The 21,164-nt window shown below is 65.6% G+C and carries 21 protein-coding genes; 9 read left to right on the plus strand and 12 right to left on the minus strand.

The features are described from left to right. The first annotated feature begins 377 nt into the window (after positions 1–377). Genes D2K64_RS24595 through D2K64_RS25985 form a run of 3 tightly spaced genes read left to right on the plus strand, consistent with a single transcriptional unit; the run spans position 378 to position 1,200 of the window. Positions 378–692, plus strand: a complete 315-nt coding sequence (locus D2K64_RS24595; protein ID WP_157985968.1) for a hypothetical protein — start codon at positions 378–380, stop codon at positions 690–692. Positions 693–699: 7 nt separating this feature from the next. Continuing rightward, positions 700–1,032 carry a lyase family protein gene (locus D2K64_RS19650; protein WP_120010081.1) on the plus strand — a complete coding sequence of 111 codons (333 nt, stop codon included), beginning with the start codon at positions 700–702 and terminating at the stop codon, positions 1,030–1,032. Between the two features lie 36 nt (positions 1,033–1,068). Next, complete coding sequence (locus D2K64_RS25985) at positions 1,069–1,200, plus strand: hypothetical protein (RefSeq protein ID WP_274379316.1); 132 nt, start codon at positions 1,069–1,071, stop codon at positions 1,198–1,200. Between the two features lie 39 nt (positions 1,201–1,239). Here D2K64_RS25985 and D2K64_RS19655 read toward each other — a convergent pair whose 3' ends face one another. After that, positions 1,240–1,935, minus strand: coding sequence for a GntR family transcriptional regulator (locus D2K64_RS19655; RefSeq protein WP_120010082.1), 696 nt, complete (start codon positions 1,933–1,935; stop codon positions 1,240–1,242). A 109-nt stretch (positions 1,936–2,044) separates the two neighbouring features. Between D2K64_RS19655 and D2K64_RS19660 the strand changes: the two genes are divergently transcribed. The 6 genes from D2K64_RS19660 to D2K64_RS19685 all read left to right on the plus strand — a co-directional run bounded on the left by D2K64_RS19660 (position 2,045) and on the right by D2K64_RS19685 (position 8,326). Further along, a complete protein-coding gene (locus tag D2K64_RS19660) occupies positions 2,045–2,908 on the plus strand; it encodes a fumarylacetoacetate hydrolase family protein (RefSeq protein ID WP_120010083.1) in 864 nt (287 codons plus the stop codon). An 87-nt stretch (positions 2,909–2,995) separates the two neighbouring features. Next, positions 2,996–3,664 carry a polysaccharide deacetylase family protein gene (locus D2K64_RS19665; protein WP_120010084.1) on the plus strand — a complete coding sequence of 223 codons (669 nt, stop codon included), beginning with the start codon at positions 2,996–2,998 and terminating at the stop codon, positions 3,662–3,664. Between the two features lie 20 nt (positions 3,665–3,684). Next, positions 3,685–4,641: a Bug family tripartite tricarboxylate transporter substrate binding protein gene (locus tag D2K64_RS19670; protein WP_157985969.1), complete on the plus strand. Its 957-nt coding sequence runs from the start codon at positions 3,685–3,687 to the stop codon at positions 4,639–4,641. A 161-nt stretch (positions 4,642–4,802) separates the two neighbouring features. After that, positions 4,803–6,062 carry a muconolactone Delta-isomerase family protein gene (locus D2K64_RS19675; protein ID WP_370765152.1) on the plus strand — a complete coding sequence of 420 codons (1,260 nt, stop codon included), beginning with the start codon at positions 4,803–4,805 and terminating at the stop codon, positions 6,060–6,062. A gap of 68 nt (positions 6,063–6,130) precedes the next feature. After that, complete coding sequence (locus D2K64_RS19680) at positions 6,131–7,462, plus strand: IS701 family transposase (protein WP_120010087.1); 1,332 nt, start codon at positions 6,131–6,133, stop codon at positions 7,460–7,462. Positions 7,463–7,570: 108 nt separating this feature from the next. Next, entirely contained in the window at positions 7,571–8,326 is a 756-nt protein-coding gene (locus tag D2K64_RS19685; protein WP_238384314.1) for an MBL fold metallo-hydrolase, read from the plus strand. Between the two features lie 338 nt (positions 8,327–8,664). On the opposite strand, the gene uxuA is transcribed toward D2K64_RS19685, so the two are convergent. From uxuA to D2K64_RS19735, 11 genes are all read right to left on the minus strand, one after another. Next, positions 8,665–9,861: a mannonate dehydratase gene (uxuA, locus tag D2K64_RS19690; RefSeq protein WP_120010088.1), complete on the minus strand. Its 1,197-nt coding sequence runs from the start codon at positions 9,859–9,861 to the stop codon at positions 8,665–8,667. A gap of 25 nt (positions 9,862–9,886) precedes the next feature. Further along, positions 9,887–11,371: a mannitol dehydrogenase family protein gene (locus tag D2K64_RS19695; protein WP_120010089.1), complete on the minus strand. Its 1,485-nt coding sequence runs from the start codon at positions 11,369–11,371 to the stop codon at positions 9,887–9,889. Positions 11,372–11,427: 56 nt separating this feature from the next. Continuing rightward, positions 11,428–12,705: a TRAP transporter large permease gene (locus D2K64_RS19700; RefSeq protein WP_120010090.1), complete on the minus strand. Its 1,278-nt coding sequence runs from the start codon at positions 12,703–12,705 to the stop codon at positions 11,428–11,430. Continuing rightward, the gene (locus tag D2K64_RS19705) at positions 12,705–13,205 is read right to left on the minus strand and encodes a TRAP transporter small permease (RefSeq protein ID WP_120010091.1); all 501 of its coding nucleotides are present in this window, start codon (positions 13,203–13,205) and stop codon (positions 12,705–12,707) included. The genes D2K64_RS19700 and D2K64_RS19705 overlap by 1 nt, the downstream gene beginning before the upstream one ends. A gap of 51 nt (positions 13,206–13,256) precedes the next feature. Beyond that, positions 13,257–14,249, minus strand: coding sequence for a TRAP transporter substrate-binding protein (locus tag D2K64_RS19710; protein ID WP_120010092.1), 993 nt, complete (start codon positions 14,247–14,249; stop codon positions 13,257–13,259). 28 nt (positions 14,250–14,277) lie between these two features. Further along, complete coding sequence (locus D2K64_RS19715; protein WP_120010093.1) at positions 14,278–15,297, minus strand: Zn-dependent oxidoreductase; 1,020 nt, start codon at positions 15,295–15,297, stop codon at positions 14,278–14,280. Positions 15,298–15,323: 26 nt separating this feature from the next. Then, positions 15,324–16,010, minus strand: coding sequence for a GntR family transcriptional regulator (locus tag D2K64_RS19720; RefSeq protein ID WP_120010094.1), 687 nt, complete (start codon positions 16,008–16,010; stop codon positions 15,324–15,326). 395 nt (positions 16,011–16,405) lie between these two features. Further along, positions 16,406–17,584, minus strand: a complete 1,179-nt coding sequence (locus tag D2K64_RS19725; RefSeq protein ID WP_157985970.1) for a glycosyltransferase family 87 protein — start codon at positions 17,582–17,584, stop codon at positions 16,406–16,408. A gap of 8 nt (positions 17,585–17,592) precedes the next feature. Beyond that, complete coding sequence (locus D2K64_RS24605) at positions 17,593–19,185, minus strand: hypothetical protein (RefSeq protein WP_157985971.1); 1,593 nt, start codon at positions 19,183–19,185, stop codon at positions 17,593–17,595. A gap of 159 nt (positions 19,186–19,344) precedes the next feature. Next, positions 19,345–20,637 (minus strand): DUF4185 domain-containing protein, encoded by a 1,293-nt coding sequence (locus D2K64_RS19730; protein ID WP_120010096.1) that lies wholly within the window; start codon positions 20,635–20,637, stop codon positions 19,345–19,347. A 110-nt stretch (positions 20,638–20,747) separates the two neighbouring features. Beyond that, positions 20,748–21,158 carry a divergent PAP2 family protein gene (locus D2K64_RS19735; protein ID WP_120010097.1) on the minus strand — a complete coding sequence of 137 codons (411 nt, stop codon included), beginning with the start codon at positions 21,156–21,158 and terminating at the stop codon, positions 20,748–20,750. Positions 21,159–21,164 lie beyond the last annotated feature (6 nt).

The following is a 21,164-nucleotide window of genomic DNA, read 5'->3' on the forward strand; positions in this document are numbered from 1 at the left end:
GGCGCTCGAACCGACGCTGGTACTCTACGATCGCCAGCCCAACCGGATCCCAACAATGTTCCGCGACCAGACAGCTATGCGCTATGATTGGGCAGGCATCGGCGTGGCGGCGACAGCCGCTCAGGTTCTGAGTCCCTTCTGATGCCATCGAGAAGGGCTGCAGGCGGTCGAGGTTGATATCAAGTTTTCACCGGCCGGTTCTGCCGTGTCCCGGCGCAGAGGCCACAATGCAGCATCTGACATCGTAGCATCAGGCACTGGCTTGCGCGTTTTGGCTGGGTAGGTAGGACCGCTCCAAGCATCATGCCGTGTCGGTCAAGTCACAATCCTTTCCAGCCACTCCTCCGATTGCAACGCCGCGACTCATCGTGAACGCCATGGCTGAACCGGTCTTGTCGGAAACCGAGAGATGCTGGCGCGACGTCATGTTTCAGGCGGGTGTGCGCTCCGATGAACAGGAAACTCAAGATGCTCATCACTCCTCTCGATCCAGCCCTCTTCCGCGGTTCATTCGATACGCGGAAGATGCATGCCGTTTTTCTGGCGAAACCCTGGTAGGCCACTATGCCGAGGTGGAAGTCGCGCCTGCCAGCGCCGAGGCCCGGTGCGGCATCATTCCGCGCGATGCCGCCGATGCCATCGTGACCGCAAGCGCCCATCCAGTTTTCGACTGGGTGCGGCTGAAGGCCTAGACTGTTCATGTCGGCTTACCCGATCCGCGCCACTCTTCGCCAGCTGGCCAAGCATGCGGGGAAGCCGGACTCTACCGCTATCACCCAGGACATCCTGGACACGGCCAGCGTGCTCAAAATCCGCGCTGTGCTGGGGCTTATCTCGACCGATATGGAGGCACTGCCAGTCACCTTCGGCTACAAAGTCGCGATCTGGGTGTCGTTTATAAATCGTCATGCCGAGCGGCTGGAGCAACGCCGCCCGCGCATGTTGGTAGCACGGCTTGCGGGTGCGGCAGGCACGCTAGCCTCTCTCGGAAAAGATGGTTCCAGGTACAAGCAGCCTTCCGCGAGCAACTAGGCCTCGGATAAACTTCACCACGTGGCGCGGGACGGAATGGCCGGGGCGGTGGCTATTTCGGCTCATCACCGGCATGTCGGCGAGATCACAACCGACATCATCCTGTTGATGCCGACTGAGTTCGGCGGCGAGGTGATGGAGCCATCCGTGAAAGGCCACGGCGCTTGAGGACAGGCGATCGACTCCCTTGCAACGACCGCGTGGGGGTTATTCCGTCATGCGGCCCAGATCAGCCCCGACGAAGGCGCCCGTCCGCTCATAATGCTGCGCCAGGAGGTCGGCGGCCGTCTCGGCATCGCGGTCCAGCGCGGCGCGGGCGAGCGCCACATGTTCCGCCGCCACGTCGCGGCCCGGATAGGCCAGGGTGTTGGAGAGGGCCCGATACCGCCGTGCTTCCTCCCGCAGGCGGTCGCAGAACGCCAGCAGGGGAGATGCTCCGCAGGCAGAAAGCAGTGCCTGGTGAAAGCGCAAGTGGCAGGCCTCCCAGTCCGGGTTGCTGATGAACCGGTGCGGGTCGAGCGAGCGGGCGGCACGGCTCAATCGATGCTCCGCCAGGAGCAGCGCCTCCTCCCACGCGGCCTCTCCCCGCCTGATCGACTCCCGCAGCGCTGCGCATTCGGCCAGCACGCGGCTGCGGATCAGCCCGTCGAGTTGGTAGGGTGCTGCAGCCGCAACGCGGAAGCCGCGATGCTCGAGCTGTTCCGCCAATCCTTCGGCCGCGAGCTTGGCGAGAGCCTCCCGCATGGGCGAGGCACCTGCGCCGTAATTCTCCGTCAGATCCCGGAGCCTCAATTTCTGCCCGGGCGGCAGCCGGCCCGAGAGGATGTCCTCGCGCAGCCGCCGGTGGACGGCCGTTGCGAGGGTGGGATCGCGCGCATCGGCAAGGGAGCTGGCGTGAGACATGGCGTTAGCATCATCGGCTTCTCGCGCGATCTCCGCAAGGTGTCGGAATTATGCCTTGACGGCCCAGGAATTTCGATAAAGCCTGGGTAAAATACTGGAGGATTGGTGTGTGCGCCTGATCGCATTTCAGCATGAAGGACGACCCACCCTCGGCGCCCGCCAGGGCGACGATGTTGTTGCCCTGGCCGACGTGGTGCCGGGCCTGCCGCAGGACCCGATCCAGGCCCTTGCGGCACTAGGTCTTCCCGACGCGGCGCCTGCCTTGGCGGCAAAGCTCGAAGCAGCCCCGCGCAGGCCGCTGCGGAGCTTGGCGCTGCTGCCGGTAGTGCCGCGCCCAGGAAAGGTCATCTGCATCGGCCTGAACTATGCGCTGCATGCCAAGGAGGGGAACAATCCGATCCCGGACTATCCGGCGGTATTCTTCCGCGGGCCCACATCGCTCGCGGCGCCTGACGAGGCCCTGATCCGCCCGAGGGTCTCCGACAAGTTTGACTATGAAGCCGAACTCGCTGTGGTGATTGGCCGGCGTGCGCGGCATCTGACGGAGGCCGAAGCCCTTGGCTGCGTCGCCGGCTACACCTGCATGAACGAAGGTTCGATCCGCGATTACCAGCGCAAATCGGCGCAGTGGACGATGGGCAAGAACTTCGATCGCACCGGCGGCCTGGGTCCTGAGATTGTCACGCCCGACGAGTTGCCGCAGGGGCCGAACGCGCTGCGCATCACCTCGCGTCTCAATGGCGAAGTGATGCAGGACAGTCATACCTCGGACATGATCTTCTCCGTGCCGCGCATCCTCGCAATCCTGTCCGAGGTAATGACGCTGGAACCGGGCGACGTGATTGCCACCGGCACGCCGAGCGGCGTCGGCTATGCCCGCAAGCCGCCGGTCTTCATGAAAGCCGGTGACACCGTCGAGATCGAGATCGAGGGCATCGGTATCCTCTCCAATCCGGTGCAGAACGAGGCCTGAGGAGATGGGCGGCGCGGCGGCTGGCCCTACTCTGCTCGCCGCTCCGGGCCGCGCTTCCCGACGCCCGGCGGCAGAGCCCGAAGCGCTATGACCGAAACACTCAGTGTCACCCTGTCCTTCGACAATGGACCCGAGCCGGAGGTGACGCCGGATGTGCTGGATGTGCTGCGTCGGCGCAGCCTTCCCGCCACTTTCTTTGTACTTGGGCATAAGCTGGCGAGGCATCGCGCCTTGGCGGAGCGGGCACATGCCGAGGGCCACTGGATCGGCAATCACACCTGGAGCCATGCCGGGTCTTTGGGTGATGTTCCTGGCGGAGCCGCTACCGCCGAGGCGGAGATCGCGCGCACCCAGGAGGTGATTGGCGATCTCTCGCATCCTGACCGGCTGTTCCGCCCGCAGGGGGGCGGCGGCGCGCTGGGTCCTCACCTGCTGAGCGGTGCCGCGCTCGACCTGTTGAAGCGGGAACGCTTCACGTGCGTTCTGTGGAATGCCGTCCCCGGCGATTTCCGGGACCCGGATGGCTGGGTGGACCGGGCTCGGGAACTGTGCCGTGGCCCCGGACCGGTGGTGCTGGTCCTGCATGATCTGCCGAACGGCGCCATGCGCCACCTGGACCGCTTCCTCGGCCATCTAGCCGATCGGGGTGTTCGCTTCACGCAGGAATTCCCCGATGCCTGCGTTCCCCTGCGCTGTGGCGTGGCCACGGGGCCGATCACCGACTACGTCAACCCTAGCGCAGGAGCCCTCGCATGACCTTCGCCACACGCCGCGCCTTGCTGGCCAGCCTCGCTGCCGTTCCGTTGCTGGCTCCTCGCGGTTCCGCGCGCGCGCAGAGTGCCTGGCCGGACCGGCCGATCCGCCTGGTGGTGCCCTTCGGCGCTGGTACCACCACCGACGCGCTCGGTCGCATCCTGGCCAGTGCGCTAGCGAAGGAGGCCGGCCAGCCAGTGGTGGTGGAGAACCGCGTCGGCGCCGGCGGCAATGTGGGAGCGCAAGCGGTCGCTCATGCTGCGGGCGACGGTTACACCCTGTTGCTTGGCACCAATGGCACGCATGGCATCAATGCCAGCCTCTTTGCCGATCCGGGCTTCGACGCCGTGAAGGATTTCACGCCCATCGCGCCCTTTGTCACCACGCCGTCCGTGCTGGGCGTGCCTGCCTCTCTCAAGGCCAGCTCCGTGGCGGAGCTGGTGGCTTTGGCGAAGGCAAAGTCGCTATCCTTCGCCTCGGCCGGGAACGGCACCACCGGACACCTCTCCCAAGCGCTGCTGAATCTGCGGGCGGGGCTAGAGACGCAGCACATACCCTACCGCAACGCTGGCCAAGCGATCACTGATCTGCTGGCCGGCCGGGTGGACGCGATGTTCTATCACCCACTTGGGCTCAAGCCGCATCTGGATGCCGGTACGGTGAAGGCACTGGCTGTTACCTCGGCGCAACGCATCGCCATCCTGCCCGATGTGCCGACCATGCAGGAGGCAGGGGTGCAGGACTTCGTGGTGGAGGGGCGCTGGTCGCTCTATGGCCCAGCTGGGATGCCAGCGGAGATCGTGGCCCGGCTGAGCCGGGCCACGAACGCCCTGCTTGCCGATCAAGCATCGCTTGCGAACCTCCGGGCCCAGGGCGTCGAGCCTTTGGGCGGCTCACCGGAGCAACTCGCGGCAATGACCCGGCAGGAGATCGCGAAGTGGCAGCCGGTGATCGCTGCAGCGAATATTCGGCCGGATTGACTTGGCAACTCACACAAGCGCCGCCGGCCGGCGCGGCAGCGGAGGAGCGGCGTGCGCGTCATGTCAGGATACCTGCAAAACGTTGACGCCGTTCACCGACGCCTGAGAAGGCGGTGAGCGCGTGAGTGATGCCTGATCCGGGGGCTGATTAGGCGAATGAAATCAAGGTCAGGGAGAAGGCCTTTGCTCTCGAGGTGCAGCGCTCGGGGAAGTGGCCACATTTGTGGCGGGTTGCCAAGCGGTACGCCAATCCCTCGATCTTCGACGTACAGGATCGGGATGCAGACGAACTGCACGGCATCCTGTCCTCGCTGCCCCTGTTTTCCTGTATGGACATCAAGGTGACGGCGCTGGCGAAGCATCCCTCCGATCTTCAAGCCTGCAGGCTGGTGACGGTCGCAGGTCGGGCCGACGTCGCATCGATGACGAGAGTGGAGGTTGGGCATCGTTGTCCCAGCCGTTCGATCAGGAGAGGAACTGCCATGCCGGACGACACTCCCTCCGAGTTGCGCATCATAGCCGAAGGTCTTCGCTTTCCTGAAGGGCCGGTGGCCCTTGCCGATGGCTCGGTCGCGCTGGTGGAAATCGAAGCTTGCACTGTCACTCGCATCGCAAAGGACGGCGCGCGCAGCGTTATCGCAAACGTGCCGGGCGGTCCTAACGGGCTGGCGCTGGGTCCGGATGGCATGATGGTATTGTGCAACAATGGCGGCTTCGCCTGGCACGAGGAGCCCGGCATCCTGCGCACGATTGGTCAGGCAAAGGATTACGTCACCGGCCGCATCGAGCGCCTCGACCCCCAAAGCGGCAATATCGTCAGGCTCTACGATTCCTGCGACGGCGAGCGTCTGAAGGGCCCCAATGACTTGGTCTTCGACGGCCAGGAAGGCTTCTGGTTCAGTGACCTCGGGAAGTCCCGCGCCCGGGATCGGGACCATGGTGGGGTCTACTGGGCAGCGGCGGACGGTTCCCGCATCGTGGAGGCGGCATTCCCCGTTCCGGGTGGTGCCAATGGCATTGGTCTCTCCCCGGATGGCAAGGTGCTTTATGTCGCGGAAACCGAGACTGGACGGCTCTGGGCATGGGACATTCTGGGTTCCGGCCAGCTCCGCAAGGCGGCTTGGCCCAGCCCCCATGGTGGAAGCGTGCTGTGCCAGTTTCCGGGCTTTCGCCGGCTGGATAGCCTGGCGGTCGCCGCCTCCGGCAACATCGTGGTTGCCACGCTGGTGAGCGGGGAGATCAACACGGTCTCTCCATCGGGGGAGATCGTCCATACCGTTCGCATGCCGGATCTGATGCCCACCAATATCTGCTTCGGCGGCCCGGACTTGCGAACGGCCTACATCACGCTGTCGACCACAGGGCGGCTCGCGACCATGCCGTGGCATGAGCCGGGTCTGGCGTTGCCCTACGCCATCTAGCACTACCTGGGCATTTTGATTGAGTGTGATGGGACGGCATGCGACGTTGCCTGCTGGAGGTGAGGTCGATGACGAACATTCCGGGTGGTGGGGCAGATCTGGACCGTTGGCTGGCGCCGGTCCTGGAGGTTCTGGGACGCAAGACCCGCCGCACCTGGGCACCGCTCTACCTGCGGGGCCTGCTCGGATCCGGTGAGCGCAAGAGCCTGCAGCCAATGGCGGCCCGCCTGGGACTGAGTGGCCATGACCAGCTGCAGCACTTCATCGCCAGCCCCGCCTGGGACGATGCACCGCTGTGGTCCGTGCTGGCGCGGCAGGCGGACCGGCTGGTTGGTGGTCCCCAGGCCTGGCTGGTGATCGATGACACGGCGCTGCCCAAGAAGGGCACGATGTCGGTCGGCGTGCTGCCGCAGTACTGCGGCCAGCTCGGCAAGAAGGCCAACTGCCAATCGTTGGTGTCACTCACCCTGGCACAGGGCGAGGTGCCCGTTCCGGTGGGCCTGCGGCTGTTCCTTCCGGAGAAGTGGACCGATGACCCTGCACGCTGTGCCCAGGCAGGCGTGCCAGAGGCGGCCATGGCGCCGCGAACCAAGGGCGAGATCGCCCTCGACGAGCTCGACCGGCTGAGGGCCGCGGGCGTGCGGTTCGGCACTGTGCTGGCCGATGCCGGCTACGGCGCGAGTGCCGCGCTCCGACAGGGCCTCAATGCCCGGGGCTTGCTCTGGGCGGTGGGTATCCCGCGCAACCAGAAGGTCTACAGCGCGGCGGTAGAACTGGTGCTGCCACAGGGACGTGGACGAAAGCCGATACCCAACGAGGAGCCCGTGGAGGCGGAGAAGGTCCTGGCCGGGCTCTCCTGGCGCCGCATCGCCTGGCGGCAGGGCACCAAGGGGGCGCTGGCGGCCCGGTTCGCCGCGGCACGCATCCGGGTGGGCGACGGCGCCTTGTGGGCCAACAACCGGCACCTGCCCGGCGACGAGGTCTGGCTGGTGGGGGAATGGCGCGCAAGCGGCGAGCGAAAGTACTACCTGAGCAATCTGCCTGCCGACACGCCGCTGCGGCTGCTGGCAGCCGCCATCAAGGCGCGCTGGGTGTGTGAGCAGGCGCACCAGCAGCTGAAACAGGAACTCGGATTGGGACACTTCGAGGGACGGTCCTGGACTGGCCTGCACCGACACGCGCTGATGAGCTGCATCGCCTGTGCCTACCTGCAGCACCTCCGCCTCGCCGCGCACCGCCGGACGAGGCGGGGGAAAAATGCCGGCCCGGATGCCGGGTCCACCGCCCTCGCCGAGCCTGCCCGCTGTTCGCCGCGCCATTCTCGATCGGCTGTTCGCGCATCTCGCCACGCCAGTCCGATGTCCGCACTGTCGACGCAGGTTCCTGCCACCACCCACTAAAATGCCCAGGTAGTGCTAGAAGCGTGGACCGGGACAGGCACGTCCCGGCTTGTTCTTGTCCGGATGACTGGCGCGGACCGCGCCGGATCAGCGAGAGTATCGTTCGATATGGCGGACCTTCCCAAGACTCAGGTTCCGGGCCTGTACCATCGCAGGATCGGCAACATCCTGGTTACCGTCGTCAGCGACGGTTTCCTGAACGGCTCCAACGCGGCCCTGCAGAACATATCGGGCGATGATGCCGCACGGATGCTGACCGAGGCGTTTCGCCCGACGCCGCGATGTGGATCAGTCAATACGTTCCTGATACGCAGCGGCGGCCGCACGGCACTGATCGATACGGGCCGCGGTCCTTCCCTGCAGCCCACCGCGGGCCAGTTGTTCCACAACTTGGCTGCAGCCGGTGTTGATCCGGCCGAGATCGATACCATTCTGATGACTCACTTGCACCCGGACCATTCCAACGGCCTGACCGATGCAGGCGGCCGGGCGATGTTCCCGAATGCCGGGGTGTCCATGCATGCGGCCGAGCAGGCCTATTGGGATGACCCTGCCTCCGCGGCTCGCGCCGCGGAAACCGGCCAGGGCGTGCCATACTTTGCGGCGGTGAAAGTCCAGCTGTCGCCTTCGCCAGCGGCTGCACCTGTTCGAGGGCGGCGAGGTCTTTCCAGGTGTGACGGCTATGCCGCTCCCAGGCCATACTCCGGGTCATTGCGGCTACATGATCGCATCCGGCAAGGAAACGCTGCTGGTCTGGGGCGACATCGTTCATGTGCCGGAGATACAGGTACCTTGTCCGGAGATCGGCATGCAGTTCGATGTCGAGCCGGAGCGGGCAGTCGGAACGCGCCGGCGGATCTTTGACATGGCGGTGGCTGACCGTCTGCTGGTCGCAGGAATGCATTTGCACTTTCCTGGCTTCGTCCATCTAACGCGACAGCCTGAGGGGTATGCCTTGGTGCCAGAGGCTTGGAACCACGCGCTATGACCCTGGACGGCCTGATGATGAATTGGTGCGGGGCCGCTTCCCGCAACTGGCGGCCAGAACCTGGAATCCTGACGGCCGAGTAGCGGGAGCTTTGGGCGGTCCTGAGCGACTGATGCGGAGTAGGATCGGCCGATGTCCGGCGACGACAATGAGATTCTTCGCTGGCTCGACGCGGCTGAGTTCTGCATCGACTAGCCAGATCACCGGTGATCGCTCAGTTCACGAGAGCTTTGCTCCAAGTCAGTGCCGCGATGACACCGCGAAGTTCTGCGAGGCCCCTCATTCGGCCGATCGCCGGGTATCCGGGAAAGGTCGGCTTTCCGACATCATCCAGAAGTTCGTGCCCGTGATCAGGACGGAAAGGAATGCGCCAGTCGGCTTGGCCGGCGTTCCTGCGTCGCTGCTGCTCCGTCAGCAGGACATCGACAACGGCAACCATGTCCACGTCGCCGCCAAGATGATCGGCCTCCATGAAGGATCCGTCCGGCTCCTTGGAGACGTTGCGGAGATGTGCAAAGCGGACGCGGTCCGCGAAGCGGCGGGCAATGGCCGGAACGTCGTTTCCTGCGCCTGTGCCCAGCGAGCCGCTGCACAGCGTCAATCCGTTCGCCGGACTGTTCACCATGTCGAGCAGGTCGGCGATGTCCTGTTCATTGGAGACGATGCGCGGCAGCCCGAAGAGCGGGCGCGGCGGATCATCGGGGTGCATGCAGAGGCTGATGCCGACCTCCTCCGCCGTGGGAATCACTTCCTCCAGAAAGCGCTTGAGGTTGGCCTGCAGGTCCGAACGGGTCATCTGGCCGTACTCGGACAGGATCCGGCGCAGCCCTGGAATGTCGTAACGGTCGAAGGCGCCGGGCAGGCCCGCCATGACGGAGGCCAGGAGCGTATCTTTCTCCGCCGCCGTCGCGCCGTCGATCCAGGATTTGGCACGCTCCAGCAATTCGGGTGCGACGCCTTCCTCGGCACCGGGCCGCTGCAGCATGAACACGTCGAAGCCGACATATTGGTGCGCGTTGAAGCGGAGTGCGGTGCCGCCGCCCACCAGCGGATGGGCCAGCTCGGTGCGGGTCCAGTCCAGCACTGGCATGAAGTTGTAGCAAATGACCTTTACGCCGCACGATGCCAGGTTTCGCATCGAGGTGCGGTAGTTTTCGAACAGCTGCCCGCAATCCGGATCGCCGCGGCGGATCTTCTCGTGCACCGGCAGGCTTTCCACCACGCTCCAGTACAGGCCGAGAGAGGCATCCTCCGCCAGGACGGCCTTGCGCCTCTCGATCTCGTCCACGGACCACACCATGCCATACGGGATGTGATGCAGCGAGGTGACGATGCCACGCGCGCCGGTTTGCCGAATGTGGCTCAACTGGACCGCGTCATCGGGGCCAAACCAGCGCCAGGTTTCTTCCATGGATATGCCTCCTTGCGGAATCGCGTCAGGTCGAGGCGGCGGCGCGGGCGCCGACGTCCAGCAGGGTTTCGTAAGCCTTAGTAACGGCGGCGGCGAAGGTCGGATGGACCGGAAGGTCCGTGCCGAAAATCGGTTCGATCGCCAACAGCGCGGCGATGCGATCCGCTGGCTCGGAGCCGGCGGCGTCCAGCCGAGCCCGCAGCTCGGCAGCCAGTGGATCGCGCACGTCGATCGGCGCGCCGCGCTCGTCCGTGCCGCCGACATAGCGGGCCCAGGCGGCGACGGCGAGCGCCAGCGCCGGAATGGGCAGCCCGGCCGCCAGCCGTTCCCGCACCGTGGAGAGCAGCCGCTGCGGCAGCTTCTGCGAGCCATCCATGGCGATCTGCCAGGCGCGGTGCCGGATGGCCGGATTGCCGAAGCGCTCCAGCAACGCGTCGGTGTAGGCGACGAGATCCTGGCCCGGCGGCTGCGGCACCATGGGACGGATCTCGGACCAGAGTCGTTGAACATAGCCGGACAGCGCCGGATCCGAGACCGCCTCGACGATGGTCTCGTGTCCGGCCAGGTAGCCGAGATAGGCGAGGGCCGAGTGCGCTCCGTTCAGGAGGCGAAGCTTCATGTGCTCGAACGGCGCGACGTCGGATACGAGCTGGGCCCCCACCATTTCCCATGCGGGGCGACCGGCGGGCCCGAAGCGATCCTCAATGACCCACTGGCGGAAGGGCTCGTGGCCAACCGGGGCATGGTCTGCCAAACCGGTCAAGGCCTCGGCGGCAGCCAGATCGGCCTCGGTGAGGGCAGGCACGATGCGGTCAACCATGGTGGCGGGGAAGCGCACTTCGGCAGCGATCCAGTCAGCCAGCGCCGGATCAAGTCGGGCGGCGTAATCCCGAACCAGGGCGGCCACCAATGCGCCGTTGTGCGGCAGATTGTCGCAGCATAGCACGGTGAAGGGTGCCTGACCCGCCGCCCGTCGCCTGCCGAGAGCGGCAGCGAGGAAGCCCACCGCACTGCGCGGGATCTCCGGGTTTTGCAGGTCGTGGCGGATGTCGGGGTGCTCCGGGTTCAGCCGTCCTGTGGCAGGATCGTGGCAGTAGCCCTTCTCCGTCACGGTGAGGCTGACGATGCGCGTCTCCGTGTCCGCCAGCCTGGACACCAGTGCAGCCGGATCCTCCGGCGCCACCATCACGTCGAGCAGGGCGCCGACGATGCGTGCCCGCTCGCCTTGTGGTCCCCGCTCCAGAGTGGTGTAGAGGCCACCCTGCGGCGCCAGCCGGTCGCGTTGGTTCGGCCGCTGCAACGAAACTCCGATGATACCCCAGTCACCGCCGGAGCGGTTCAGCACATCCTCGGTGTAGTGCGCGCCATGGGCACGAAAGAAGGCGCCCAGGCCAAGATGCACGATGGCGGGACGCAGCGCCGCACGGTCGTAGCAAGGCTGTCGCACGCCGGTGCGGGCCGTGATCTGACCAAGGGTTTGGGGGGAAAGGCGGGGTGCGGCTTCGTTCATGCGAACACCGGGTGTGGTTGAGGAGCAGGCCGCGACCCCGAAGGGCCGCCGGCAGCTCACTTGAAATAAAGGTTCGGCAGCCAGAGCGAGATGCCGGGAATGAAGCTGACCATCATCAGCACGATGATGTTGCAGATCAGGAAGGGAATGATGGCCCTGCTGATCGACCCCAGTGACACCTTGGCGATGTTGGCGGCGACAAAGAGGCAGACGCCCACTGGCGGGGTCGTCAGCCCGATCATCAGGTTCAATACGACGATAATGGCGAAGTGAATCGGGTCGATGCCGACGGCGGTGGCCACGGCCAGCAGCGGCGGGAACAGGATGATCAGGGCCGCGATCGTTTCCATGAAGGTGCCGACGATCAGCAACAAGACGTTCACCATGATCAGGATGAGGTACTTGTTGTCGGTGATCGACAGCATCGTCTGGGCGATCTGCTGCGGGATCTGCTCGCTGGTCAGGATCCAGCCGAAGACATTGGCCAGGCCGACCAGCAGAATCAATGCACCGGAACCGATCGCACTCTCCAGCAGGATGCCCGGAATGTGGCGCAGCGTGAAACCCTTATAGACGAACAATCCGACGACGAAGGCGTAGAGTGCCGCAACGACCGAAGCCTCGGTGGGGGTGAACAGGCCACCAACGATGCCATAGAGGATCACCGCCGTCATCAGCAGCGCCCAGAAGGCACCGCGGCTGGAACGCAGGATCTCGCTGAAGCCCGCCCACTCTCCCTTTGGATAGCCGCGCCGCCGTGACAGGATGTAGACCGTGACCATCATCGCGAAGCCGAGCAGCAGGCCTGGAATGGCGCCGGCCAGGAACATCTTGCCAACCGACAGGCCCGACAGCGTCCCGACGATGATCATCGGCACGCTGGGAGGGATGATCGGACCGACGGTCGAGGCGGCGGCGGTGACTGCGGCCGCGAAGGGCGCATCATAGCCGGCCCGGCGCATGGCCGGGATCATCACCGAGCCGATCGACGCGGTTTCCGCAACTGCGGTGCCGGAGATGCCGGCAAAGATCATCGAGCCCGTGACATTGGCCAAGCCCAGCCCGCCGCGGATGTGGCCCACGAGCGAATTGCCGAACCGCACGATCTGGTCGGTGATGCCGCCGCCATTCATCAGGTTGCCGGCCAGCACGAAGCCGGGAATGCAGAGCAGCACGAAGCTGTCCATTCCGGCATAGGAATACTGCGCCACCACCGAAAGGTCGATATCGGCCCCGATCAGGTAAACGGCACCGGCCAACCCCAGGGCGATGCCGACCGGCACGCCCAGGATGAGGCAGATGGCGAAGGTGGCGAAGAGCAGCGTGACAAGCATCAGGTGAGCTCCCCGTGCGAGGCGGGCGGGGTTTCGGCGTGGCCGAGCAGCCTAAAGATGGAGAACACGGCCAGTGAGACCGGGATCAGCAGCATCACGGCGTAGACAGTGACCATCGGGATGTCGATCGAGCGGGCCCGTTCCCCCATGCTGAAGGCCACGTAGTTCCAGGCTCCGGGAATGATCAGCAGGCTGAAGGCCAGCACGATCACGTCCACCAACCGGTCGATGACGCGGCGCATACCTGCCGGAAGTGGCGCTACGAAGAGGTCGACATTGACCATCTCGCCGCGCAGCAGCGCCAAGCCACAGGAGAAGCCGACCAGATAGACCAGGGCGAAGCGGGCCACCTCCTCGGTCCAGGAAAAGGAGGGGAAGCCCGGGATGCGGCCGAGCACTTGGATGGTGACCACGCCGATCAGCACGGCAAAGGCGAGCAGCGTGCCGGCCCGGCACACTGCCCGTAGAGCCGCCAGACCGGCAGCGAGGACGAGACGCATGGGATTTCCTTCCACGGGAGAAAGCCGGGCGCCCCGGCTTCCCGGCCGGGCTCAGGCGGCGATGATCTGCTCGTAAAGCGGGCGGATATCGGCGCTCAGTGCACCGGCCACCGCATCCTTGCCCTTGCTGGCGAAGGCAGCCTTGTCGACCTCGACGAACTGCATGCCCTTGGCGGTCAGATCGGCGGCGAGATTCTTCTCGTCTTCCAGGAAAAGGCCCCGCTCGTAGTCCTGCGCCGCCTTGGCAGCCTCGGCGATCGCGGCCTGCTGTTCCGCCGGCAGGCGGCCGAGCTTGCGGGCGCCGCCGACAATGTAGATCCAGCTCAGCACGTGCTCGGTGCGGTTGATCTTGCTTTGCACCTCGCTGAAGCTGGCCGACTTGATGAGCGCCAGCGGGTTCTCCTGCGCGTCGATGGTATGGTTCTGCAGCGAGGTGAACACCTCGGAGAAGGCCATCGGCGTCGGCTTGGCGCCGAGCGCCTCCCAGAATTTGACGAAGAGGGGCACGTTCGGCACGCGCAGCTTCAGCCCGTTCAGCTCCTCCGGCTGGGTGATCGGCCGGTTGGAGGTCAGATAGCGCGGGCCGCGCGCGAAATAGGCCAGCGTCTTCAGTTGTGTCTTGGCCGCGATGTTCTCAGCGATCTTGTCGCCGATCGGGCCGCCGACGACGCGGTCCATGTGGGCGAGGTCCCTGATGGCGTAGGGCACGGCCAGCAGCGCGGCGGAGGGTGCCCAGTTCTGCAGCGATTCGCCGGTGATGGTGAAGTCGACGGTGCCGAGCTGAATGCCCTTGATCAGGTCCGTTTCCTTGCCAAGCTGCTCGTTGGGAAAGATGCGGACTTCAAGGGCGCCGTTGGTGCGGCGTGCCACCTCCTCGGCGAACTTCAGGCTGGCCTTGTGCCAGGTGTTGTCCTCGTTGCCGAGATGGCCAAGCTTCAGGGTCGTCGCCGCCCGCGCCTTGTAGGCGGGCGCAACGCCCACCGCGAAGATGCCGGCGAGGCCACCCAGCACGGTGCGGCGGCGGGGGGTAAGGGCGATGGTCATTCTTGCTTTCCTCCGATGTGCATGATGTTCAGGCGTCAAAGGCGAGCTGCACCTTGACGGTGCTGCCCGGGTCCTTCTCGATGAGCTCGAAGGCGGCGGGCGCGTCGCTGGCCGCAAAGGTCTGGGTGATCATGGCGGCAGGGCGCAGCTTGCCCTCCGCCAGCCATTGTACCACCTGCGGCAGAAGGCGCCGGTTCAGCCGGGAGCCGACCAGGGTCAGCTCCTTCTTGACGATCTCCTGCTGGCTGACATTGCAGGGGCCGGGCGAAAAGCCGAGGACGCCGATGCGGCCGGCGGGGCTGGCGAGGCGGCAGGCTTCCTCCAGCAGCGCCGGGACACCGGCCCCGTCGATCACCAGGGAAGGACCAAGGCCATCATGTTCTCCGGCGACCGCCTCGGGTACCGACTGGCTGCGGGAATTGATCACCACATCGGCTCCGAAGGCGCGCGCGCGCTCCAGCCGCGCGTCATCCAGATCGGCCACGATGCAGCGGGCGCCGTGCAGCTTGGCCACCTGCAGCACTGTCAGCCCCACTGTGCCGGCGCCGTAGATCAGCACGGAATCCTCCGCATCAACTCCGGTGCGGCTCAGCACGTTGGCGGCGATGGAGAAGGGTTCTGCCAGGGCGGCAAGTTCGATCGGGAGGCTGTCCGGCACCTTGACGGCATTCGCGGCCGGCACCGTCACGCGGTCACGGAAGCCACCGTCGCGATGCACGCCGAGCACCTCCAGATTGCCGCAGACATTGGAGCGGTCGATGCGGCAGGCATAGCAATGGCCGCAGGAGATGACGGGATCCACCACCACGCGGTCGCCTGGTGCAAGGCCCTCCACCCCGGCGCCGACCGTCTCCACCTGCCCGGCGAACTCATGGCCGATGATGCGCGGATATTTCGCGAAGGGGTTGCTGCCGTGAATGATGTGTAGGTCCGAGCCACAGATGCCGGCGCGTTGCACACGGACCTGCACCTCGCCCGCCTGTGGCGGGAGGGGAGCAGTCTCGAAGAGTTCCAGCACATGAGGCTTGGTGACCGAGATGGCGACCATCGGGCGTTGTCCTGTCTGAACCGCTGTCAGCGGCCGGGCGCGAAGAGATAGGGTTTCGTGGCCATGAGGCGCTCGATGGCCGCGAATACCGTGCGCAGGTGACTGCGCATCATCGTCTCGGCGCCGTCTGCGTCACGGCCAATCACCCGGGCGATGATTTGCTCGTGTTCCTCGAAAATCCTGCCGAGCCAGTCCCGGCTTTCGAAAGACAGGTACCGGACACGGTCCAGTTGGCTCTTGGCGTTCTGGATCAACGTCCAAATTGCCTCGCGCCCGGCCATCCGGATCAGCTCGGCATGCATGGCGTCATCGGCCGGAAAGAAGGCCAGGTAATCGCCCCCAGGTACCGCGAGCCGCTGACGTTCCAGGTGCTGGCGAAGGGTCAGATCATCGGCCGGCGTTGCGCGCTCGACCGCCAGCCGGATGGTGCGGCATTCCAGCGTCTCCCGCACGAACTGGCTGTCATAGACGGCAGTCAGAGGGATGGGGGCCACAAAGGTGCCGATCTGCGGGCGGATCTCCAGAAGGCCTTCATCCGCCAGCCGTCGGAAGACCTCGCGCACAGGGGTGCGGCTGACGCCCAGCTGCTCGGCGTACGACACTTCGGAGATCGAATGCCCGGGCAGCAATTCACCGGATAGGATGCGCTGCCGCAGAACCCAATGCAGCTCTCGGGCGATGGAGGCTCTGTGTTCAGGTTTCAGACCTAGCATGGGGCCTGCTTCGTTCAATCTTGGACTTGCATACTAGTATACAAGTCCGGTGAGGCAATCAAGTCCTGCTGCGGAGCACATTGACACCATCTCATCCGACGCAGATCGGTGTTTGGGCCCTTGGATCACCTCCCGCGGAAGGTCTTCCGATGTGGCTGTGGACCAGATCGTTCCAAGCCTGATCGGCATGAGCCTGGCGGATGGCAGAGATTGGATTGCCTGTGTGGACCGGCCGCCTTGTCAAGCGTCGAGGCCTTCGCCGCCATCGTTATGAAACGGATGTCGGAGGCGAAACAATGTCGGGACGACAGAGCATCGTCCGGGCTGTTTACGGATAGTTCTTCCCTGGTGAGGGAGCTTGAAAGCTGCTTCGCCGGAGAGGCCAGCAGCAGCCTTCAGCTTATCTTGTTACCGTGGTGACGGTCTGCGGAGGCGAGGGGCCGCCCCGGGGCTTCTTTTTCACTCGCCTTGGCGCGGGTGCCGGTCAAAGAACCGACCAGACACAGAAGCACCGCCCAGCCATAAACGGACCCGATGCTTGCCTGCACCCAGCTGGGCGACGCCATGAAGCTCAGAACCCAGGGTACGGGAAGCACCAGCAGCACCGCCGCGAGGCCCAGCGCCCAGTTCATCGGCCGGGTGAAGAAGAGGGGCAGCAGGAACAGCGTATAATGCACCCAGGCGAGGGGGGAGGCAACCAGGGCGCCGATCAGGCCAAGCGCACTCGCCTGGGCCAAGCTGGGTCGGCTGCGCCAGGCCCAGAAAGCGAGCGCCGCCAGCACCAGGACGCCGATCGGCGCCGCGAGGATGCCGAGTCCGCTCCGCAGCAACAGGCCCGCCAGGGAGGCATTGGTGAGGAAGGCGACCCGCTGCCCTTCGGTCGCGAGCAACGCGAACCATTGCTGATACACGTCCGGGCCATACAGCAGCAAAGGCAGAAGGCTGAGCAGGAGTGCCGTGACACCCGCCGACACCACCGGCCGGTAGTAGCCAGCCAGGAACAGCAGGGCAGGCCAGACCATGAAATTCGGCTTCACCGCGATGACCAGCCCGATCGCGACGCCCGCCAAAACCCCCTGTCCCCGCTCGAGCAGCAGCCAGGCTCCTGCCGCGCTCAGCACCAGGGGGAGATAGATCTGCCCGAGCACCAGCGTGTCCCAGAAGCCGGCCAGGGCGAAGGCCCAGAGGGCAGCCAGCCAATGGGCGCCCCGGCTGCTGTCGCGCCGGGCCAGTAGCAGCACCGTGGCGGCGTAGCAGAGCACGGACAGGCTCCACCACAGGCGGAAGCCCTCATGTGGGTCCATCAACCCGAGCAACTGAAACAGCGGCAGCGCGGCCGGCGGATTCAAGTTGGGATTCCAGGATTCGAAACCCGGCATCACCACGTGAAAAGTGAGTGGATAGATGCCGTACGGGTCGAGGCCCTGCGACGCGGCCTGGCCGGAGGCGATAAAGGAGCCGTAGTCCAACAGGCCCGGCGTGGGCAGCGCCCGCGCGAGGCTCCAGATGATGAGCAACAGCAGGACGAAGCCCAGGGCGAAGGCGAGTGTCCGCCGCGCTGCCGGGGAGAACATGGCCGCCACTACCGGTCCTCCGAGGTGGCTGCCGCCCCTGCCGCAGCCCCGCGTGAGGGAATCACATGCATCAGCGAGAAATCCTGGCCGCAGGCCACCGGCTCCACGGCCAGACCGGACGGCCAGTCCTCGCAGCCCCATTGAAACAGGGCGATGTAGACGCCGGCGAGAGGCGGTCGCGGCTCATCGGCCCGCGCCGCCACAGCCAGGGCATCTCCGACCAGCCAAGAAAAGGAAGCGAGATCCGGCACGCGGGTGATCGGGCCGCGGTCGAACGCCTTCATCTCCGGCAGGGCCGGCTCGTAGACCAGCGGGTTCTGCCCTGCCTTGGCGAACAGGCTCGGGATGATCGCCTGCCGGTCGATCATGGCATAGGCGACGATATGTTCGGGCGCCGGCCGCATGCGGCGGGTCTGGGTCCAGTCGCCGAGTTCGATCGGGTAGCGCGCGGCGGGAATCACAAAGCTGCCGGCCGGGATGTGCTCAAATGCGGCGACCCTCTCGCCGATCGCCCGACCCTGCGCACGCCAGTCCTGCGCCAGCACATAGCTGCGCGATCCCAACAAGAGCAGGATCATGGCCGAGGCGATGGCGGTGGCTACCGGCCGCGGGCGCCGCGGTACCATGGCGGCCAACAGCATGAAGGCCGCGGCGATGGCCACCCGCGAGTCCAGGAAGAAGGACTCCATGGCCGAATAGGGCAGCACCAGCACCAGAACGGCGAAGAGGATTGCCGCCAGCAGCAATCCAGGATGCAGCCGGACCTGCCGCGTGGCCAGCGCCAGCGCAACGGCAGCCAGCGAGACCAGCAAAGCCGCGAGGTCTGCACCAGGATTGCCGGAGGAGAGCAGGCGGGTGAACGGGGAGAGCTTGACGAACGGGTTGAAGTCGAAGCGCGGGCTCAGCGGCAACCCCTGCGAAGGGCTGATCGCCCAGTAGAGAACCAGCGCCGGAACGAACTGCGTCGCCGAGACGACGAGACGCAGGAGGGCCGGCCCGAGCCCTGCCTTTCGCCGCGACCAGGCATGCCGCAGTTCGAGCGCCGCGATCGCCACCGCATAGAGCCCGAAGGCGACCAGATGCGCCAGGAAGATCAGGATGGCAAAGAGCGCGCTCACCGCCACCTGCTGCCACCGTGGTCGGCCCTCCATCAGGAGCCAGAGCGCGAGCCCCCATGGCACCAGGGCGAGACCAAGATTGTAGTTCAGGAAGCCCCAGAAGACCATTTCGTTCATCAGGAAGACGCCGGCCAGCAGCGGCCAGACGCTGTAGCGTCCCGACGCCGCCCGGTTCAGGAGGTAGATCCCCCCGAGGGTGAGGACGACGGTCAGGCCCAGCAGCAGGAGGCCCGCGGCCCGCGCACCGACGAACTGCATCAGTGCGAGCATTACCAGATCCGACAGCACATTGGGGATCAGGACGCTGGCAAGCCGGTAATTGGCCTGAAGGCTGGCGCTCTCAGGCCAGCGGTTCATGGCATCCACTCGCGCCAGATGATTGGGGTAGTCGAACAAGGGCGGCATGGAGGTGGCGAGCAGCGGCAGCAGAGCCATCACCAGAGACAGCGCCAGGAGCAGATGCGCCCATGCGGCACCGTCCACGCGAACGTGCCACGGGCTGTGCGGAGGGGCAGCCGTTCTGACGGACAGATCGCTCAAGGACATCAAGAAGCTCGTCTGATCGGGAATGGATGTATCGGTAGTGGAGCTAACGCCCAAGCTGATGGCCGGTTCACCACTGGCGGCTGGAAAACCCGACGGTCATGGCCGTGGCGCTACCGGGGCGACGTCCTGCACGACGCGGCCGCCAGCCGCGACGCGGAGCCGCGTCTGCATCAGCACGACGGTGTAAGGATTCCAGGTCGAAACCAGGAAATAGATGGTCGAGGAGCGGCCCGGCTCGCCCTGGGTGAAGCGGGAAATCAGGTAAGGTCCATAGGCTTCGCCCGGTGTGGAGGGGGTGTGCGGGTCGGACACCGCGGGACAGCGACGGCTGAAGCGGATGAACCGGGTCCATTGCGATGGCTGCGGCGGCCGTCCGCCACTGATGAAGCCGCATTCGCCATCCTGCTCCGCCGGATCAACCAGCGTCTCCGGCGCCGACCAGGGTCCCCAGGGTTTGTCCGCGGTGCGCAGGATGGTCGATGCCCGGGGCCCGCCGCAGGTGTAGAGCAGCATCCACTTGCTCAGAAACGGATTCCAGCCAGCCGAGAGTTCACCGAGGCAGGGCTGGTGAAACAACGGCACGCTGTCCGCTTCATCGGCGCTCCAGCGCGGCGACCTTGTGACAGGATCAAGGCCCGCGAAATGCCGAAGGGCACCGGGCTGTTCGACCGCATCGGCCGGCAGGAAGGCGAGGTGCGGATCGCTGCGCCGGAAATCGCCGCTGCCCCAGAGCAGCAGGCCAGCACCGCCAGATACCGGCAGGTCAGGAACCTGCCCTGCAGGCACCGGAACGGGCGCGACATGCACCATCCTGTCGCGTGAGATGTCGTAAAGATAGCGGAAGCTGTGCCCGTCATCATCGGACCGTGCGAGAACGGAACGTCCGATGTTGCGACGCTCGCGGTTGTCACCGCTGGCCAGGATATACATGCGGCCATCGAGGCTGAACCCGCCTGTCGGCACCGCAAAGGCGCCGGAATAGACGCCCGGGATCTGCAACTGGCGGAAACCGCCGTCCGGCTCGGTCAGAAACGACAGGCGAACGCAATCCTGCGGATTGGTGGTGTTACTCACCGCGATCGAATCCGCATCGCGGGCGCGGGCCAATCCGCCGCTCGGATGCGTATCACCGAACAGGACGTAGAGCTTTCCCTTGTGCTCGAAGGAGGCGCCGAGGTCGGAGCCCCAGAACTTGAACCGTGTTTCCGTCACATTGACCGTCGGGACGTTTCGCTGGCGGTCAAACTCGCCCACAACCTGGCAGACCTTGCGCGTACCGCGTGCGTCGACCTGAACGGTACCGCTGGAGGAGGAGCGATGGATCGGCAGCAGAACAAAGGCAAGAAGAACCCAACGGCTCAGAAGTGTGAAGCGAAAGCGGCCGGCCATGCCTGCTCCTGGGTGTTGTCAGAAGAGCGCCACGCCGAGGCGGCCAATCTCGGTATGGTGGGAATGTGACCACAATGTGGAGAAGCGGCGGCACCTGCCACCGAGGAGTGTCACAGCAGGTTGAGCAATGCGGCGCAGGCTGCGCCGAGCGCGATCCCGGCGAGGACTTCCTGCGGCTTGTGACCGAGTCGGCCGCGCAACGCCATGACATCTGCCCGGTGCGGGAAAGCCGCCTTCAGCGCCAGCGCCTGGGCACCGATCTTCTGGCGCAGGTCCATGGCGTCGATCATCACGATCACCGCCAGGGTCAGGGCGACGGCGAAGGCGGGCTGGCCGAAGCCATCGCGGAAGCCGAGCAGCCAGCAGGTTGTCCACACGATGGTGGTGTGAGTGCTGACGGCGCCGCCAAGGCCGATGCCGCGCCAGGCGGCCTGACGAACGCGCAGCGTGTTGATGGCGAATTTCAGGCTGCCCGCGGCGAGGTAGCCGAACACGGGCGCCAACGGATAGGCGAGATCCACGGGTGC

The sequence above is a fragment of the Teichococcus vastitatis genome (genome assembly GCF_003604215.1).
GTDB lineage: Bacteria > Pseudomonadota > Alphaproteobacteria > Acetobacterales > Acetobacteraceae > Pseudoroseomonas > Pseudoroseomonas vastitatis.

What these genes read in the sequence shown, in the direction of transcription:
- D2K64_RS19730 (WP_120010096.1), bottom strand. Translation starts at nt 20,637, where the DNA reads ATGGCCGGCCGCTTTCGCTTCACACTTCTGAGCCGTTGGGTTCTTCTT.
- D2K64_RS19705 (WP_120010091.1), bottom strand. Translation starts at nt 13,205, where the DNA reads ATGCGTCTCGTCCTCGCTGCCGGTCTGGCGGCTCTACGGGCAGTGTGC.
- D2K64_RS19725 (WP_157985970.1), bottom strand. Translation starts at nt 17,584, where the DNA reads ATGTTCTCCCCGGCAGCGCGGCGGACACTCGCCTTCGCCCTGGGCTTC.
- D2K64_RS19720 (WP_120010094.1), bottom strand. Translation starts at nt 16,010, where the DNA reads ATGCTAGGTCTGAAACCTGAACACAGAGCCTCCATCGCCCGAGAGCTG.
- D2K64_RS19710 (WP_120010092.1), bottom strand. Translation starts at nt 14,249, where the DNA reads ATGACCATCGCCCTTACCCCCCGCCGCCGCACCGTGCTGGGTGGCCTC.
- D2K64_RS19650 (WP_120010081.1), top strand. Translation starts at nt 700, where the DNA reads ATGTCGGCTTACCCGATCCGCGCCACTCTTCGCCAGCTGGCCAAGCAT.
- D2K64_RS19715 (WP_120010093.1), bottom strand. Translation starts at nt 15,297, where the DNA reads ATGGTCGCCATCTCGGTCACCAAGCCTCATGTGCTGGAACTCTTCGAG.
- D2K64_RS19665 (WP_120010084.1), top strand. Translation starts at nt 2,996, where the DNA reads ATGACCGAAACACTCAGTGTCACCCTGTCCTTCGACAATGGACCCGAG.
- uxuA (WP_120010088.1), bottom strand. Translation starts at nt 9,861, where the DNA reads ATGGAAGAAACCTGGCGCTGGTTTGGCCCCGATGACGCGGTCCAGTTG.
- D2K64_RS19700 (WP_120010090.1), bottom strand. Translation starts at nt 12,705, where the DNA reads ATGCTTGTCACGCTGCTCTTCGCCACCTTCGCCATCTGCCTCATCCTG.
- D2K64_RS19655 (WP_120010082.1), bottom strand. Translation starts at nt 1,935, where the DNA reads ATGTCTCACGCCAGCTCCCTTGCCGATGCGCGCGATCCCACCCTCGCA.
- D2K64_RS19685 (WP_238384314.1), top strand. Translation starts at nt 7,571, where the DNA reads ATGGCGGACCTTCCCAAGACTCAGGTTCCGGGCCTGTACCATCGCAGG.
- D2K64_RS25985 (WP_274379316.1), top strand. Translation starts at nt 1,069, where the DNA reads ATGGCCGGGGCGGTGGCTATTTCGGCTCATCACCGGCATGTCGGCGAG.
- D2K64_RS19680 (WP_120010087.1), top strand. Translation starts at nt 6,131, where the DNA reads ATGACGAACATTCCGGGTGGTGGGGCAGATCTGGACCGTTGGCTGGCG.
- D2K64_RS24595 (WP_157985968.1), top strand. Translation starts at nt 378, where the DNA reads ATGGCTGAACCGGTCTTGTCGGAAACCGAGAGATGCTGGCGCGACGTC.
- D2K64_RS19695 (WP_120010089.1), bottom strand. Translation starts at nt 11,371, where the DNA reads ATGAACGAAGCCGCACCCCGCCTTTCCCCCCAAACCCTTGGTCAGATC.